Here is a 14,459-nt window from a genome sequence, read left to right on the forward strand (position 1 = left end):
TACTAATTAAAAAATTTGTCCTTCTAAATGTTCAACTTCCTCAAAAGAAGATAAAATATCAGCCTTACCAGCCCTAATCGCAATTGTATGCTCAAAATGGGCCGCTGGACGACGATCACGTGTTACGATACTCCAACGATCAGGTAGTAAACCAATTTCTCGTTTACCCATAGTTACCATCGGTTCAATCGCAATACACATTCCAGCCTTAAGCAGTACACCACTTCCGCACTTACCATAATTGGGAACGGATGGCTCCTCATGCATTTCACGTCCGATACCATGTCCTGTTAATTCACGAACAATACCATAACCTTGTGCTTGGCAATAATCCTGAATCACTTGACCAATATCACCTACATGATGACCGGCTTGTGCTACCTCAATACCCTTATAAAGGGATTCCTTCGTTGTACGAAGCAACTTCTTGACATCTTCACTTACTTCCCCAACACAAAAAGTATAACAACTATCTCCGTTGAAGCCATTAAGTAAAGTCCCACAATCAACAGAGATAATATCTCCATCTTTTAAAACAACATCCTCACTTGGAACACCATGCACCACAACATCGTTTACAGACGCACAGATACTACCAGGAAAAGGAGGTCCATAAGAACTTGGATAACCTTTGAATGTAGGTATAGCACCATTGTCACGAATAAACTCTTCAGCTATTTTATCTAACTGGAGAGTTGTGACACCAGGCTTGACATGACGACCAACTTCTGCCAGCGTTTTACCGACCAGCAGGTTGGCCTCACGCATGAGTTCAATTTCATCTTCAGTCTTTAGAAATATACTCATTTCTTAAGATAAAGATTTAATAGGCTGCAACACCACTATTGCCACGTGTATGTCCAGAATTGAGAAGTCCATCATAGTGACGCATCATCAAATGTGACTCAATCTGCTGGAGAGTATCGATAACAACACCAACAAGAATCAACAATGAAGTTCCACCAAAGAACTGACCAAATGCATCAGCAACATTCAAATATCCTGCTAATGCTGGCATAATAGCAATAAAAGCGATAAACAAAGCCCCTGGTCCCGTAAGACGAGACATAACAGTATCAATGTAATCTGCAGTATCCTTTCCAGGTTTAACGCCAGGGATAAAACCGTTATTACGCTTCATATCCTCAGCCATCTGAGTTGGATTAAGTGTAATCGCAGTATAGAAATAAGTAAACACTACGATAAGAAGCACATAAATACAGTTATATGCCAAACTTTTCGTGTTCATCAAAGACTGAAGTACTGAACTTGTACTATCAGATGAATACTGAACGATTGCCAACGGAATAAACATCAATGCTTGCGCAAAGATAATAGGCATTACGTTAGCTGCAAAAAGTTTCAATGGAATATACTGACGTGCACCACCATATTGTTTATTTCCAACAACACGCTTAGCATACTGCACAGGAATCTTGCGCGTTCCCTGTGTAAGAAGTATAGCCGCACATACAACAGCATAAAGGATGATAATCTCAATGATAAGCATCACAATACCACCACCAATAGCTTCTGAAACACGATTACCGAATTCCAAAATAAGCGCCTGTGGCAGACGTGCAATGATACCAATCATAATGATAATAGAGATACCGTTTCCGACACCCTTATCCGTAATACGCTCACCGAGCCAAAGAATGAACATTGAACCAGCTGCAAGAATAATTGTAGCTGGAATCATAAATGTAGTCCAATCAATACCTGATGCCAACGCACCAGCGGCCTGCATTTTTAAGTTCATCAGGTAAGACGGTGCCTGAAACAGTAGGATCACTACTGTCAGGACACGCGTATACCAATTTATCTTCTTATGGCCACTCTCGCCTTCACGCTGCATCTTCTGAAAATAAGGTACAGCGACAGCAAGGAGCTGCATAACGATAGAAGCTGAGATGTATGGCATAATTCCTAATGCGAAGATTGACGCATGAGAAAATGCACCACCGGAGAACATGTCCAAAAGTGACATAAGACCGCCCTTGGTCTGTGCCTGCAATTTTTCCAACAGGGTAGGATTGATGCCAGGAAGCACCACAAACGACCCAAACCGGTAAATAGCTGTGAACAGAATAGTAATGAGAAGTCGCTGACGCAAATCCTCAATTTTCCAACAGTTCTTCAGTGTCTCAATAAACTTTTTCATTAACTTAGATTATAGTTGTGTTACCACCTACTGCCTTGATAGCCTCTTCAGCAGTCTTAGAGAAGGCATTTGCTGAAACTTCCAACTTAGCCTTCAATTCACCATTACCGAGAACCTTAACAAGTTCCTTACCATTGGTAAGTCCAGCAGCCTTAAGCTCCTCAACACCAATCTTAGTAAGATTGTTCTTCTCAGCAAGTGCCTGAAGCGTAGAAAGATTTACAGCGAAATATTCCTTGTGGTTGATGTTCTTGAAACCAGCCTTCGGTACACGACGCTGGAGAGGCATCTGACCACCCTCAAAGCCAATCTTCTTCTTATAACCAGAACGTGACTTTGCACCCTTGTGACCACGAGTAGAAGTACCACCGAGTCCAGAACCTGGACCACGACCAATACGACGACGTGAATGTGTAGAGCCAACAGCTGGTTTCAAATTATTTAATTTCATAATTACTGTTTTCTTTAAAAGATTAATTAATCAATTACTGATACCAGGTGATGCACCTTACGGATCATACCGCGGCAGCTTGGAGTATCCTCTACCTCAACAACCTGAGAAATCTTACGAAGTCCCAATGCCTGCAAAGTTTCCTTCTGGTCCTTAGGAGCACCAATACGGCTCTTAATCTGCTTAATCTTAATTGTTGCCATAATTTAATACCTCCTAAAATTAACCGTTAAATACTTTATCCATGCTGATACCACGCTCACCAGCGATTGTATATGCGTCACGCATATCAGCGAGGGCAGCGATAGTAGCCTTTACAAGGTTATGAGGGTTAGAAGAACCCTTTGACTTTGCAATCACGTCAGTAACACCTGCGCTCTCAAGAACAGCACGCATAGCACCACCGGCCTTCAAACCAGTACCGGCTGCAGCTGGCTTAAGGAGAACATGAGCACCGCTGAAACGAGCTTCTGCCTCATGAGGAACAGTACCCTTCAAAACAGGAACCTTAACAAGGTTCTTCTTTGCTGAATCTGTACCCTTCTGGATAGCAGCAGTAACCTCACCAGCCTTACCAAGACCCCAGCCAATAACGCCCTTACCGTCACCTACAACGACGATAGCTGCGAATGTGAAAGTACGACCACCCTTTGTAACCTTAGTTACACGGTTGATAGCAACCAAGCGATCTTTCAGTTCTACATCACTATTTACTTTTACTCTATTCATTGCCATAATCGTTTAGAATTTAAGTCCTCCCTCACGTGCAGCATCAGCCAAAGCCTGTACACGTCCGTGATAGAGATAACCGTTACGGTCAAAAACAACCTGCTCTACGCCAGCAGCCTTAGCATGCTCAGCAACAAGTGCACCTACCTTCTTAGCCTGATCAATCTTAGCCATCTTCTCAAGGCCAAGTGAAGAAGCAGAAGCGAGGGTTGTTCCTGTCAGATCGTTAATAACCTGTGCATAAATCTGCTTATTACTGCGGAAAACGCTCAAACGTGGGCGCTCAGCAGTACCGTTCACACTCTTACGAATGCGGAACTTTATCTTAATTCTTCTTTGTTCTTTCTTTGTTGTCATAATCGTAATGATGAATTAAAGTTACTTAGCTGCAGCTGTCTTACCAGACTTTCTGCGAATAACCTCACCCTGGAACAGGACACCCTTACCTTTGTAAGGCTCAGGCTTACGGAAAGAACGAATCTTTGCACAGATGAGACCAAGCAGCTGCTTGTCAGCTGATTCAAGAGTGATGATTGGATTCTGGTTACGCTCGCTCTTTGTCTCAACCTTAACTTCTGAAGGAAGCTGAATAAAGATTGGGTGAGTATAACCAAGAGAGAACTCTACCAAGTTGCCCTGGTTAGAAACACGATAACCTACACCAACAAGTTCCAATGTCTTTTTGTAACCCTCACTTACACCAACAACCATGTTGTTAACAAGTGAACGATAAAGACCATGGAAAGCCTGCTTCTGCTTGTAGTTTACTGGGCTATTCTCATCAATTTCGAATGTTACCTGACCGTCCTCGATGATAGTCTTAATAGAAGAATCTACCTTCTGAGAAAGTTCACCCTTAGGACCCTTTACTGTAACAACACCATTGTTAAGAGCAACTGTAACGCCAGCTGGAACACTAATTGGTAATTTTCCTATTCTTGACATATTCAATCCTCCAACTAATAAACATAGCAAAGAACCTCACCACCGATCTTCTCTGCAGCAGCTTCCTTGTCTGTCATTACACCTTTAGACGTGGAAAGGATAGCAATTCCAAGTCCGTTAATTACTCTCGGCATGTCTTTGTAACCAGTATACTGGCGAAGACCTGGGGTAGAAACACGCTTCAACTTCTTGATAGCGCTCTGCTTTGTTACAGGATCGTACTTAAGTGCGACCTTGATTGAACCTTGGGGACCATCCTCAATGAACTTATAGTTCAAGATGTAACCCTTCTCGAAGAGAATCTTAGTAATAGACTTCTTCAAGTTAGACGCAGGAACCTCAACAACACGGTGATGAGCCATGATTGCGTTTCTGAGTCTTGTCAGATAATCTGCTATTGGATCTGTCATAAAATATAAATGTTTAATTAATCGGGACTACCCCGACAATATTAAAAAATCGCTTGAAAGCGGATAATGAACTGCAAAGATACAAAATAAATTTCACAATTCACTATCCGCGTCGATATATTTGCTTACCAGCTTGCCTTCTTAACTCCTGGAATGAGTCCCTGAGATGCCATCTCACGGAACTGAATACGAGAGAGACCGAACTGACGAATGTAACCCTTTGGACGTCCTGTTATCTTGCAACGATTGTGCAAACGGATAGGATTAGCATTCTTAGGAATAGACTGCAACTTGCGAGCAGCCTCATAAGCCTCTTCAGGATCATTTGAAGTAGCGATAATCTTCTTCAGAGCAGCGCGTTTCTCAGCATAGCGAGCAACAAGCTTTGCACGCTTTACCTCGCGAGCTTTCATTGATTCTTTTGCCATATCAATTAATCGTTTTTAGCATTCTTGAATGGAAGTCCGAAGCCCTTCAGCAAAGCATAACCCTCTTCATCAGTCTTAGCTGATGTTACGAAGGTAATGTTCATACCCTGGATGCGGTCAACCTGATCGATATTAATCTCTGGGAAAATAATCTGCTCGGTGATACCGAGAGTATAATTTCCACGACCATCGAACTTGCTCTCGATACCCTTGAAGTCACGGATACGTGGCAAAGATACGCGAACGAGTTTCTCGAGGAACTCATACATACGCTCACGACGCAGAGTTACCATAACGCCAATAGGCATCTTCTTACGCAACTTGAAGTTTGCAATATCCTTTTTAGAATATGTTGCAACAGCCTTCTGACCTGTGATAGAAGAAATCTCGTTCACTGCAACCTCGATAAGTTTCTTATCCTGAGTTGCATCACCAAGACCCTGATTGATAACAATCTTCTTCAAAACAGGAACCTGCATAGCTGAAGAATAGTTAAACTGCTCCTGCAAAGCAGGAGCAATCTGCTCCTTATACTGTTTCTTTAACTGAGCTGTATTCATTACTTAATTTCCTCCCCTGACTTTTTAGCGATACGCTTAACAGTCTTGCCTTCACGCTCAATCTTGATACGTGTAGCCTTACCGCTCTTCGGATCGATGAGACTTAAATTTGAGATATGAATTGCAGCCTCCTGCTTAACGATACCACCCTGAGGGTTAGCAGCAGAAGGTTTTGTGCTCTTAGAGACCATATTCACGCCCTCAACGATAGCACGCTCCTTGTCTGCGATGACCTTAAGCACCTTTCCAGTCTTGCCCTTGTCCGCACCGGCAAGAACAATGACCTGATCGTCTTTCTTTATATGGAATTTTGCCATTTTATTATTCTATTTAATAATTAAAGAACCTCAGGTGCCAAAGAAACGACCTTCATGTTCACTGCACGCAACTCACGAGCAACAGGACCGAAGATACGGCTACCACGAATTTCGCCAGCGTTGTTCAGCAATACACATGCATTATCATCGAAGCGGATGTATGAACCATCAGCACGACGAATTTCCTTCTTTGTGCGAACGATCAAAGCCTTTGAAACTGCACCCTTTTTCAATTCACTTGATGGGATGACGTTCTGTACAGCAACTACGATAACGTCACCAACACTTGCGTAACGACGGCGAGTACCACCGAGTACACGAATGCACTTAGCTTCACGAGCACCGCTGTTATCACATACTGTAAGTTTTGATTCTGTCTGTATCATAATTACTTAGCTTTTTCTACAATTTGAACTAATCTCCATCTCTTTGTCTTAGAAAGAGGACGAGTCTCCATAATGAGTACTGTATCACCTACATTAGCCTCATTCTTCTCGTCATGAGCATGGTACTTCTTTGTCTTCTGGACAAACTTACCATAAATAGGGTGCTTCTCCTTGAACTTAGCTGCAATAACGATGGTTTTATCCATTTTGTTGCTGATAACGACACCCTGTCTTACTTTTCTTAAATTTCTTGTTTCCATCTGGACCATTGTTATTTATTAAGTTCTCTCTGAGAAAGTTCTGTTTTCATACGTGCAATATCACGACGAGCGGCCTTAATCTGAGATGGATTCTCAAGCGGAGTAATCTGATGATTCAGCTTCATCTTTGCGAGAGCTGTCTCAGCGTTCTCAATTTTCTCAACCAAATCCTTGGTCTCGAGTTCTTTTACTTCTTTAATCTTCATCTTTCTTAAGCGTTTTTATCGAAATCACGTCTAACAATAAACTTTGTCTTAACAGGCAGCTTCTGCGCAGCGAGGCGGAGAGCCTCCTTCGCAATATCAAAGCTTACGCCCTCTACTTCAAAGAGAACACGACCTGGAGTAACTGGTGCAACCCATCCTGCTGGATCACCCTTACCCTTACCCATACGAACATCGGCAGGCTTACGAGTGATTGGCTTATCAGGGAAGATGCGAATCCAGACCTGGCCCTGACGGTTCATATAGCGGTTTACTGCTATACGAGCGGCCTCAATCTGACGGCTGTCGATCCACTTAGCCTCAAGTGTCTTGATGCCGAATGAGCCGAAAGCCAGCTGTGTACCTCTGTGGGCGTTGCCTTTATTGCCACGTCCGTCTTGAGGTCTTCTATATTTTACTCTTTTTGGCTGTAACATGATAGCTTCTTCTTTTAACGGTTATTGTTTCTTCTACGATTACCTCTTCCAGAACGGCCACCATTGTTAGAACGGCCATTACTCTTCTCCTGAGTAAAGTTAGGAGTAAGATCTACCTTGTTGTAAACTTCACCACGGCAAATCCATACCTTAATACCCAGCAGACCAACCTTTGTAAGGGCTTCTGTCTGACAATAATCGATGTCTGCACGGAATGTATGCAGAGGAGTACGGCCCTCCTTAAACATTTCCTTACGAGCCATTTCGGCACCGTTCAGACGACCTGTAATTTGAACTTTGATACCCTCAGCACCAGCACGCATAGTGTTAGCGACTGCCATCTTGATAGCACGACGGTAAGCAATCTTACCCTCTACCTGGCGAGCGATATTGTTACCAACGATGTTTGCATCAAGTTCAGGTTTCTTAACCTCGAAGATATTAATCTGAATCTCCTTCTTGAAAAGGTTCTTCAACTCTTCTTTAAGCTTATCAACATCCTGACCACCTTTACCGATAACGATACCCGGACGAGCGGTGCAAATAGTAATGGTGACGAGCTTCAATGTGCGCTCAATGACAATACGGGAAACGCTTGCTTTTTCCAAACGCTTGTTCAGGTAAGTACGAATCTTGCGATCCTCTACGAGATTATCCCCGAAATTCTTGCCACCGAACCAATTTGACTCCCAACCGCGGATGATACCAAGACGGTTGCTAATTGGATTAACTTTCTGTCCCATTCTACTATTTATTTATCATCATTATTAGCGTCATTCTTTGAATCAACGAAAAGAGTGACGTGGTTAGAACGTTTGCGGATTCTGTAGCCACGGCCCTGTGGTGCAGGACGCATGCGCTTCATTGTAACGCCTTCATCAACGAAGATCTTAGAGATATAAAGTTCACCGTCTTCAGCCTTGCGGTCATTCTTTGTCTCCCAGTTGTTGATAGCTGAACGCAGAAGTTTCTCAACGTTCTGAGCAGCTGCCTTCTTGGAGAATCTCAGCACGCCAAGGGCACGATTGACCTCCATACCACGAACCATGTCTACTACATAGCGCATCTTACGTGGAGAAGAAGGACAGTCCTTGAGCTTTGCAAAATACTGGCTTCTCAAAGCTTCTTTACGAGCTTCAGCCTTTATATGTTTTCTTGCTCCCATTATATTTTTCTATTTTCTAAATGGATTATGACCTGCTTACCTCTTATTATTACCAGAGTGACCACCGAAACGGCGTGTAGGGCTGAACTCTCCGAGCTTGTGACCTACCATATTCTCAGTAATGTAAACAGGGATAAATTTATTTCCGTTATGAACTGCAACAGTGTGACCCACAAAATCAGGGGAAATCATTGATGCTCTGGCCCATGTCTTAACTACATTCTGCTTACCACTCTCATTCATAGCAAGAATCTTCTTCTCGAGTGATACGTTGATGTATGGACCTTTTTTTAATGAACGACTCATAATTTACTCTTAATTACTTTGATTACTTCTTGTTAGCTCTCTCAATAATGTACTTGTTTGAAAGCTTCTTAGGTGCACGAGTCTTAAGACCCTTAGCGTACAAGCCCTTACGTGAACGTGGGTGACCACCAGACTGGCGACCTTCACCACCACCCATTGGGTGATCAACAGGGTTCATAACAACACCACGGTTGTGAGGACGACGTCCCAACCAGCGAGAACGACCAGCCTTACCAGACTGCTCAAGAGCATGGTCAGAGTTACCTACACTACCTACAGTTGCCTTACAAGCTGACAAAATCTGGCGTGTTTCACCAGAAGGGAGCTTGATAACACAATAACTGCCTTCACGAGAAGTAAGCTGAGCAAAGTTACCAGCCGAACGAACGAGCAATGCACCCTGACCTGGACGTAACTCAATGTTATGAATTACAGTACCAACAGGAATGTTAGCCAAAGGAAGTGCGTTACCAACCTCAGGTGCTGCCTCAGCACCAGACATCAGTGTTGCACCAACCTGCAGTCCGTTAGGAGCAATAATGTAACGTTTTTCACCATCAGCATAGTATAACAGCGCAATGCGAGCTGATCTGTTAGGATCATACTCGATTGTCTTCACTACAGCTGGAACACCATCTTTCTCTCGCTTGAAGTCGATAAGACGATACTTCTTCTTGTGACCACCGCCCATGTAGCGAACAGTCATCTTACCAGTGTTGTTTCGACCACCGGTAGAACGTTTACCGTAAACGAGAGACTTCTCTGGCACGGATGCAGTAATATCCTCGAACGTGCCAATAACCTTGTGTCTTTGTCCCGGAGTAACCGGGTTTAATTTACGTACTGCCATTTTTTATTTAAATATTGCTGTAAAAATCGATTGAATCGCCATTCTTCAAAGTGACGATAGCCTTCTTGAATGCGTTCTTCTGTCCCTTAACGAGACCAGCCTTGGTATAACGTGCCTGACGCTTACCTGCGTAACGAATCGTATTCACATCTACTACTGTAACGTTGTACAAAGCCTCAACTTCTTTCTTAATCTCAAGCTTGTTGGCCTCAGGCTTAACGATAAAACCATACTTTGGCTGAGCCAAAATAGTTCTCTTCTCACCCTTGTGCTTTACAACCTTATCCTCAGAAGACTTGTCAGTCAACTTGGTCATCTTCTCAGTGACCACTGGTTTAATGATAAATCCCATAATTCTTCTTGTCTCCTAATAATTACTTGGTTAAGATTTCGTCGATAACCTTCAGAGAGTTCTCTGTGATAACAACTACGTCAGCATTCAAAACTTTGTATGAATTTACCTGAGCAGCTGTCATAACCTCAGCTTTCTGTAGATTACGAGCCGACAAATATACGTTTTTCTCTACTTCTGGCAAAACAAGAAGAACTTTCTTGCTATCAACTTTAAGATTTTTTGCAATATTTACAAAATCTTTAGTCTTTGGAGCATCAAGATTGAAATCTTCAACAACAACGATAGCATTATCCTGTGCCTTATAAGCCAAAGCAGACTTACGAGCAAGAACCTTTACCTTCTTATTCAGCTTGAAGCTGTAATCACGTGGCTTAGGACCGAATACACGACCACCACCTACGAGGACTGGAGAATTGATATCACCACGACGAGCACCGCCGCCGCCCTTCTGACGACCCAACTTACGAGTAGAACCAGCGTGCTCACTTCTTTCCTTTGACTTAGCTGTACCCTGACGCTGATCAGCGAGATACTGCTTAACTGCGAGATAGAGGACGTGATCGTTAGGCTCAATTCCGAAGATATTCTCGTTAAGAGTTACCTTACGGCCGGTCTCCTGACCTTTGATATCTAATACGTTAATATCCATTACTTCTTAATTATTACGGTTGAACCATTACATCCAGCAACACTACCCTTAACAAGGATAAGATTGTGCTCTGGAATAACCTTTAACACCTGAAGGTTCTGAGTAGTTACTCTGTCGCCTCCCATCTGGCCGCCCATGCGCATGCCCTTGAAGACCTTAGCTGGGTAAGAACAAGCACCAATAGAACCCGGCTTACGTGCGCGGTCATCCTGACCGTGAGTAGACTGACCTACACCACCGAATCCGTGACGCTTAACAACACCCTGGAAACCTTTACCCTTAGATGTACCTACAACGTCTACGAACTTAGCATTGCTGAACAATTCAACAGTAACAGTGTCACCGAGGTTATACTCCTCGTCAAACTTGAACTCGGCCAAGTGCTTCTTTGGTGTTGTGCCGGCTTTCTTAAAGTGTCCCTGCTGTGGCTTAGAAGTTCTCTTCTCCTTAGCCTCGCCGAAACCTAACTGAACAGCCTTGTAACCATCCTTTTCAACGGTTTTAACCTGGGTTACAACACAAGGACCAGCTTCGATAACAGTGCACGGTACATTCTTACCGTCGGCACTGAAAACGGATGTCATTCCGATTTTCTTTCCTAATAATCCTGGCATTTCAATTAATGATTTTAAAATGAATGTAAATGCTTTTTGTATTAATTTGTTTCTTATTTGTCAACAGATGACTACACCTTGATTTCAACCTCTACACCTGAAGGCAACTCAAGCTTCATCAAAGCGTCAACAGTCTTTGCTGTAGAGCTGTAAATATCGATGAGACGCTTGAAATCTGAGAGCTGGAACTGCTCACGTGACTTCTTGTTAACGAATGTAGAGCGGTTTACAGTGTAAATACGCTTGTGTGTTGGCAATGGAATAGGACCGCTAACGATAGCGCCAGTAGCCTTAACAGCCTTCACAATCTTCTCTGCTGACTTATCAACCAACTGGTGGTCGTAAGACTTCAGCTTAATACGAATCTTCTGACTCATGTTTTACTTTTTATTTATTATTGAATATACATAAAGGTAGCTCTCTCATAAGAGTCATTCGCTATGAGAGAGCAAAACCTTACATTATTTACTTAACGAGGTCTGAATTACCCTTCAACTCATCAAGAATCTCCTTAGCGAGAGTGCTTGATACTGGTGAGTGGTGATCATACTCCATAGAAGAAGTAGCACGACCAGAAGTAATAGTACGAAGAGCTGTTACATAACCGAACATCTCTGACAATGGTACCATAGCCTTAACGATACGAGCACCGCTACGAGCCTCATCCATACCCTGTACAAGACCACGACGCTTGTTCAAGTCACCGATAACATCACCCATGTTCTCCTCTGGAGTAACAACCTCTACCTTCATGATAGGCTCCATAAGAACAGGACCTGCCTTAGGACAGAGAACCTTGAATGCCTGGTGAGCTACGAGCTCGAATGACAACTGGTCAGAGTCAACTGGGTGGAAAGAACCATCAGTCAAAGTAACCTTAAGACCAGTCATTGGGAAACCACCGAGTACACCGTTGCCAAGACAATCCTTGAAGCCCTTCTCTACTGCAGGAATGAACTCCTTAGGTACGTTACCACCCTTAACAACGTTGATAAACTGCAAGTCGCCCTCCTCGTAGTCCTCGTCCTTTGGCTCGATAGTTACGTCGATACAAGCGAACTTACCACGACCACCAGACTGCTTCTTATAAGTCTCACGGCTCTGAGCTGCCTTAGTAATAGCCTCCTTGTAGTTAACCTGTGGCTTACCCTGGTTACACTCTACCTTGAACTCACGCTTCAAACGGTCGATAATAATATCGAGGTGAAGCTCACCCATACCAGAGATAATGGTCTGACCACTCTGCTCATCAGTACGAACGGTGAATGTTGGATCCTCCTCAGCAAGCTTAGAAAGACCGTTATCGAGTTTAGCAACGTCAGCCTGGCTCTTTGGCTCAACTGCGATAGAGATCACAGTGTCAGGGAAGGTAATAGACTCGAGGATAATTGGTGCATTCTCATCACAGAGAGTATCACCAGTACGAATATCCTTGAAACCTACACCAGCACCGATATCACCTGCATCGATTGACTCCATAGGAATTTCCTTATTAGAGTTCATCTGGAACAGACGGCTGATACGCTCCTTCTTGCCAGAACGTGTATTGAATACGTAAGAACCAGCAACAACCTTACCTGAGTAGACACGGAAGAATACCAAACGGCCCATGAATGGGTCAGTAGCAATCTTAAATGCCAAAGCAGATGTAGGCTCGCTCTCACTTGGCTTACGATCCTCTTCCTCCTCTGTATCTGGATTAATACCAACGATAGCTGGTGTATCCAATGGAGAAGGCAAGAAAGCACAAACATAATCGAGAAGAGGCTGTACACCCTTATTCTTATAAGAAGAACCAAGAAGCATTGGGCAGCACTCCATAGCGATACAACCCTTACGGATTGCAGCAATCAGCTTATCCTCTGGAATATCCTGTCCCTCAAGGTACATCTCCATCAACTCATCATCGTAGTTAGCTGCACCCTCGAGCAACTTCTCACGCCACTCAGCAGCCTCATCAGCAAGATCAGCAGGGATATCCTCAATATCATACTGAGCACCCATAGTCTCATCATGCCACAAGATAGCCTTCATCTTGATAAGGTCTACAACACCCTTGAAGTTCTCCTCTGCGCCGATAGGAATCTGAATAGCGATAGGATTAGCACCAAGGATATCCTTCATCTGCTGTACTGTCTCATAGAAGTCAGCACCAGAGCGGTCCATCTTGTTTACATAACCAATACGTGGAACATTGTACTTATCAGCCTGGCGCCAAACAGTCTCAGACTGTGGCTGTACACCATCAGCTGCAGAATAAGTAGCAACTGCACCATCAAGAACACGAAGTGAACGCTCTACCTCAGCAGTAAAGTCAACGTGTCCCGGAGTATCAATCAAGTTAATCTTATAAGACTTGCCGAGATAGTTCCAGTTACATGTTGTAGCAGCAGATGTAATTGTGATACCACGCTCCTGCTCCTGTGCCATCCAGTCCATGGTTGCAGCACCATCATGAACCTCACCAATCTTGTGAGTCTTACCTGTATAAAAAAGAATACGTTCAGATGTTGTCGTCTTACCGGCATCGATGTGTGCCATAATACCGATATTACGAGTCAAATGTAAATCGTGATTTGCCATTTCTTTTACCTTATTATAATAACTTGATTAGAATCTGAAGTGAGCAAACGCACGGTTAGCCTCAGCCATACGGTGCATATCTTCCTTACGCTTATAAGCACCACCCTGGTTATTGAAAGCATCCATGATTTCAGAAGCAAGCTTATCAGCCATGCTCTTACCACCACGCTTACGTGCAAAGGCAATCATATTCTTCATTGAAACACTCTCCTTACGATCTGGGCGAATCTCTGTTGGTACCTGGAAAGTAGCACCACCAATACGGCGGCTCTTTACCTCTACCTGTGGAGTGATGTTATCGAGAGCCTGCTTCCACACCTCAAGTGGAGACTTCTCTTCATCCTTCATCTTACCGCCTACGATATCGAGGGCTGCATAGAAGATTTCGTATGAGGTATTCTTCTTACCATCATACATCAAGTGATTTACGAACTTTGACACCTTCTGATCATTAAACTTTGGATCTGGAAGGACTACACGCTTCTTTGGTTTTGCTTTTCTCATTTTTATTTTAAACTTTAAGTCTGCGGAGGCTGTCGTCTTTCGTTCTTCAACGCCCTCTCTTGGGCATTTACTCAACCTTTGTGATTACAAATCTCCAGCAAAACTGTTTGTTTTTAGTTGCTTCTTTTTAAAGAGCCTCGGGG

The 14,459-nt window shown here is 43.4% G+C and carries 25 protein-coding genes; all 25 read right to left on the minus strand.

Annotated features, from left to right (window positions below):
* Positions 1-6 precede the first annotated feature (6 nt).
* The 25 genes from map to rpsG all read right to left on the minus strand — a co-directional run bounded on the left by map (position 7) and on the right by rpsG (position 14,316).
* On the minus strand, positions 7-807 hold the full coding sequence (gene map / locus J4861_RS09945) for a type I methionyl aminopeptidase (protein WP_211816728.1): 801 nt from the start codon (positions 805-807) through the stop codon (positions 7-9).
* Positions 808-823: 16 nt separating this feature from the next.
* Positions 824-2,164, minus strand: coding sequence for a preprotein translocase subunit SecY (gene secY, locus J4861_RS09950; RefSeq protein WP_004361625.1), 1,341 nt, complete (start codon positions 2,162-2,164; stop codon positions 824-826).
* Positions 2,165-2,168: 4 nt separating this feature from the next.
* The gene (gene rplO / locus J4861_RS09955) at positions 2,169-2,615 is read right to left on the minus strand and encodes a 50S ribosomal protein L15 (RefSeq protein ID WP_004361624.1); all 447 of its coding nucleotides are present in this window, start codon (positions 2,613-2,615) and stop codon (positions 2,169-2,171) included.
* A 26-nt stretch (positions 2,616-2,641) separates the two neighbouring features.
* Entirely contained in the window at positions 2,642-2,818 is a 177-nt protein-coding gene (gene rpmD, locus J4861_RS09960; protein WP_004361623.1) for a 50S ribosomal protein L30, read from the minus strand.
* A 19-nt stretch (positions 2,819-2,837) separates the two neighbouring features.
* Positions 2,838-3,350 (minus strand): 30S ribosomal protein S5, encoded by a 513-nt coding sequence (gene rpsE / locus J4861_RS09965; protein ID WP_004361622.1) that lies wholly within the window; start codon positions 3,348-3,350, stop codon positions 2,838-2,840.
* Between the two features lie 6 nt (positions 3,351-3,356).
* Entirely contained in the window at positions 3,357-3,701 is a 345-nt protein-coding gene (gene rplR / locus J4861_RS09970; protein WP_004352769.1) for a 50S ribosomal protein L18, read from the minus strand.
* A 21-nt stretch (positions 3,702-3,722) separates the two neighbouring features.
* Complete coding sequence (rplF, locus tag J4861_RS09975) at positions 3,723-4,289, minus strand: 50S ribosomal protein L6 (protein WP_009012402.1); 567 nt, start codon at positions 4,287-4,289, stop codon at positions 3,723-3,725.
* 14 nt (positions 4,290-4,303) lie between these two features.
* Entirely contained in the window at positions 4,304-4,699 is a 396-nt protein-coding gene (gene rpsH / locus J4861_RS09980) for a 30S ribosomal protein S8 (protein WP_004361620.1), read from the minus strand.
* A 125-nt stretch (positions 4,700-4,824) separates the two neighbouring features.
* A complete protein-coding gene (gene rpsN / locus J4861_RS09985) occupies positions 4,825-5,127 on the minus strand; it encodes a 30S ribosomal protein S14 (RefSeq protein WP_004361619.1) in 303 nt (100 codons plus the stop codon).
* A 5-nt stretch (positions 5,128-5,132) separates the two neighbouring features.
* Positions 5,133-5,687, minus strand: coding sequence for a 50S ribosomal protein L5 (rplE, locus tag J4861_RS09990; RefSeq protein ID WP_211816729.1), 555 nt, complete (start codon positions 5,685-5,687; stop codon positions 5,133-5,135).
* Positions 5,687-6,004: a 50S ribosomal protein L24 gene (gene rplX, locus J4861_RS09995; RefSeq protein WP_004361617.1), complete on the minus strand. Its 318-nt coding sequence runs from the start codon at positions 6,002-6,004 to the stop codon at positions 5,687-5,689. The genes rplE and rplX overlap by 1 nt, the downstream gene beginning before the upstream one ends.
* Positions 6,005-6,024: 20 nt before the next feature.
* Positions 6,025-6,390 carry a 50S ribosomal protein L14 gene (gene rplN, locus J4861_RS10000; protein ID WP_004361616.1) on the minus strand — a complete coding sequence of 122 codons (366 nt, stop codon included), beginning with the start codon at positions 6,388-6,390 and terminating at the stop codon, positions 6,025-6,027.
* A gap of 2 nt (positions 6,391-6,392) precedes the next feature.
* Positions 6,393-6,659 carry a 30S ribosomal protein S17 gene (gene rpsQ / locus J4861_RS10005; RefSeq protein WP_004361615.1) on the minus strand — a complete coding sequence of 89 codons (267 nt, stop codon included), beginning with the start codon at positions 6,657-6,659 and terminating at the stop codon, positions 6,393-6,395.
* Between the two features lie 2 nt (positions 6,660-6,661).
* Complete coding sequence (gene rpmC, locus J4861_RS10010; protein WP_004361614.1) at positions 6,662-6,856, minus strand: 50S ribosomal protein L29; 195 nt, start codon at positions 6,854-6,856, stop codon at positions 6,662-6,664.
* Positions 6,857-6,861: 5 nt separating this feature from the next.
* A complete protein-coding gene (gene rplP, locus J4861_RS10015; RefSeq protein WP_004361613.1) occupies positions 6,862-7,290 on the minus strand; it encodes a 50S ribosomal protein L16 in 429 nt (142 codons plus the stop codon).
* A 14-nt stretch (positions 7,291-7,304) separates the two neighbouring features.
* Positions 7,305-8,033 carry a 30S ribosomal protein S3 gene (rpsC, locus tag J4861_RS10020; RefSeq protein ID WP_004352815.1) on the minus strand — a complete coding sequence of 243 codons (729 nt, stop codon included), beginning with the start codon at positions 8,031-8,033 and terminating at the stop codon, positions 7,305-7,307.
* Between the two features lie 8 nt (positions 8,034-8,041).
* Positions 8,042-8,455, minus strand: a complete 414-nt coding sequence (gene rplV, locus J4861_RS10025; protein ID WP_009435168.1) for a 50S ribosomal protein L22 — start codon at positions 8,453-8,455, stop codon at positions 8,042-8,044.
* A 36-nt stretch (positions 8,456-8,491) separates the two neighbouring features.
* Positions 8,492-8,761 carry a 30S ribosomal protein S19 gene (gene rpsS / locus J4861_RS10030; RefSeq protein ID WP_004361611.1) on the minus strand — a complete coding sequence of 90 codons (270 nt, stop codon included), beginning with the start codon at positions 8,759-8,761 and terminating at the stop codon, positions 8,492-8,494.
* Positions 8,762-8,783: 22 nt separating this feature from the next.
* Positions 8,784-9,611, minus strand: coding sequence for a 50S ribosomal protein L2 (gene rplB, locus J4861_RS10035; RefSeq protein ID WP_004361610.1), 828 nt, complete (start codon positions 9,609-9,611; stop codon positions 8,784-8,786).
* Positions 9,612-9,618: 7 nt separating this feature from the next.
* Positions 9,619-9,963, minus strand: a complete 345-nt coding sequence (gene rplW, locus J4861_RS10040; protein WP_004361609.1) for a 50S ribosomal protein L23 — start codon at positions 9,961-9,963, stop codon at positions 9,619-9,621.
* 22 nt (positions 9,964-9,985) lie between these two features.
* The gene (rplD, locus tag J4861_RS10045) at positions 9,986-10,615 is read right to left on the minus strand and encodes a 50S ribosomal protein L4 (protein WP_013264195.1); all 630 of its coding nucleotides are present in this window, start codon (positions 10,613-10,615) and stop codon (positions 9,986-9,988) included.
* Complete coding sequence (gene rplC, locus J4861_RS10050; RefSeq protein WP_004361607.1) at positions 10,615-11,229, minus strand: 50S ribosomal protein L3; 615 nt, start codon at positions 11,227-11,229, stop codon at positions 10,615-10,617. The genes rplD and rplC overlap by 1 nt, the downstream gene beginning before the upstream one ends.
* Before the next feature lie 71 nt (positions 11,230-11,300).
* A complete protein-coding gene (gene rpsJ, locus J4861_RS10055; RefSeq protein ID WP_004352787.1) occupies positions 11,301-11,606 on the minus strand; it encodes a 30S ribosomal protein S10 in 306 nt (101 codons plus the stop codon).
* An 88-nt stretch (positions 11,607-11,694) separates the two neighbouring features.
* The gene (gene fusA, locus J4861_RS10060; protein ID WP_211816730.1) at positions 11,695-13,812 is read right to left on the minus strand and encodes an elongation factor G; all 2,118 of its coding nucleotides are present in this window, start codon (positions 13,810-13,812) and stop codon (positions 11,695-11,697) included.
* 27 nt (positions 13,813-13,839) lie between these two features.
* Positions 13,840-14,316, minus strand: coding sequence for a 30S ribosomal protein S7 (gene rpsG / locus J4861_RS10065; RefSeq protein WP_004361605.1), 477 nt, complete (start codon positions 14,314-14,316; stop codon positions 13,840-13,842).
* Positions 14,317-14,459 lie beyond the last annotated feature (143 nt).

Origin of the sequence: Prevotella melaninogenica, assembly GCF_018127925.1 — a bacterium.
Classification (GTDB): domain Bacteria; phylum Bacteroidota; class Bacteroidia; order Bacteroidales; family Bacteroidaceae; genus Prevotella; species Prevotella melaninogenica_C.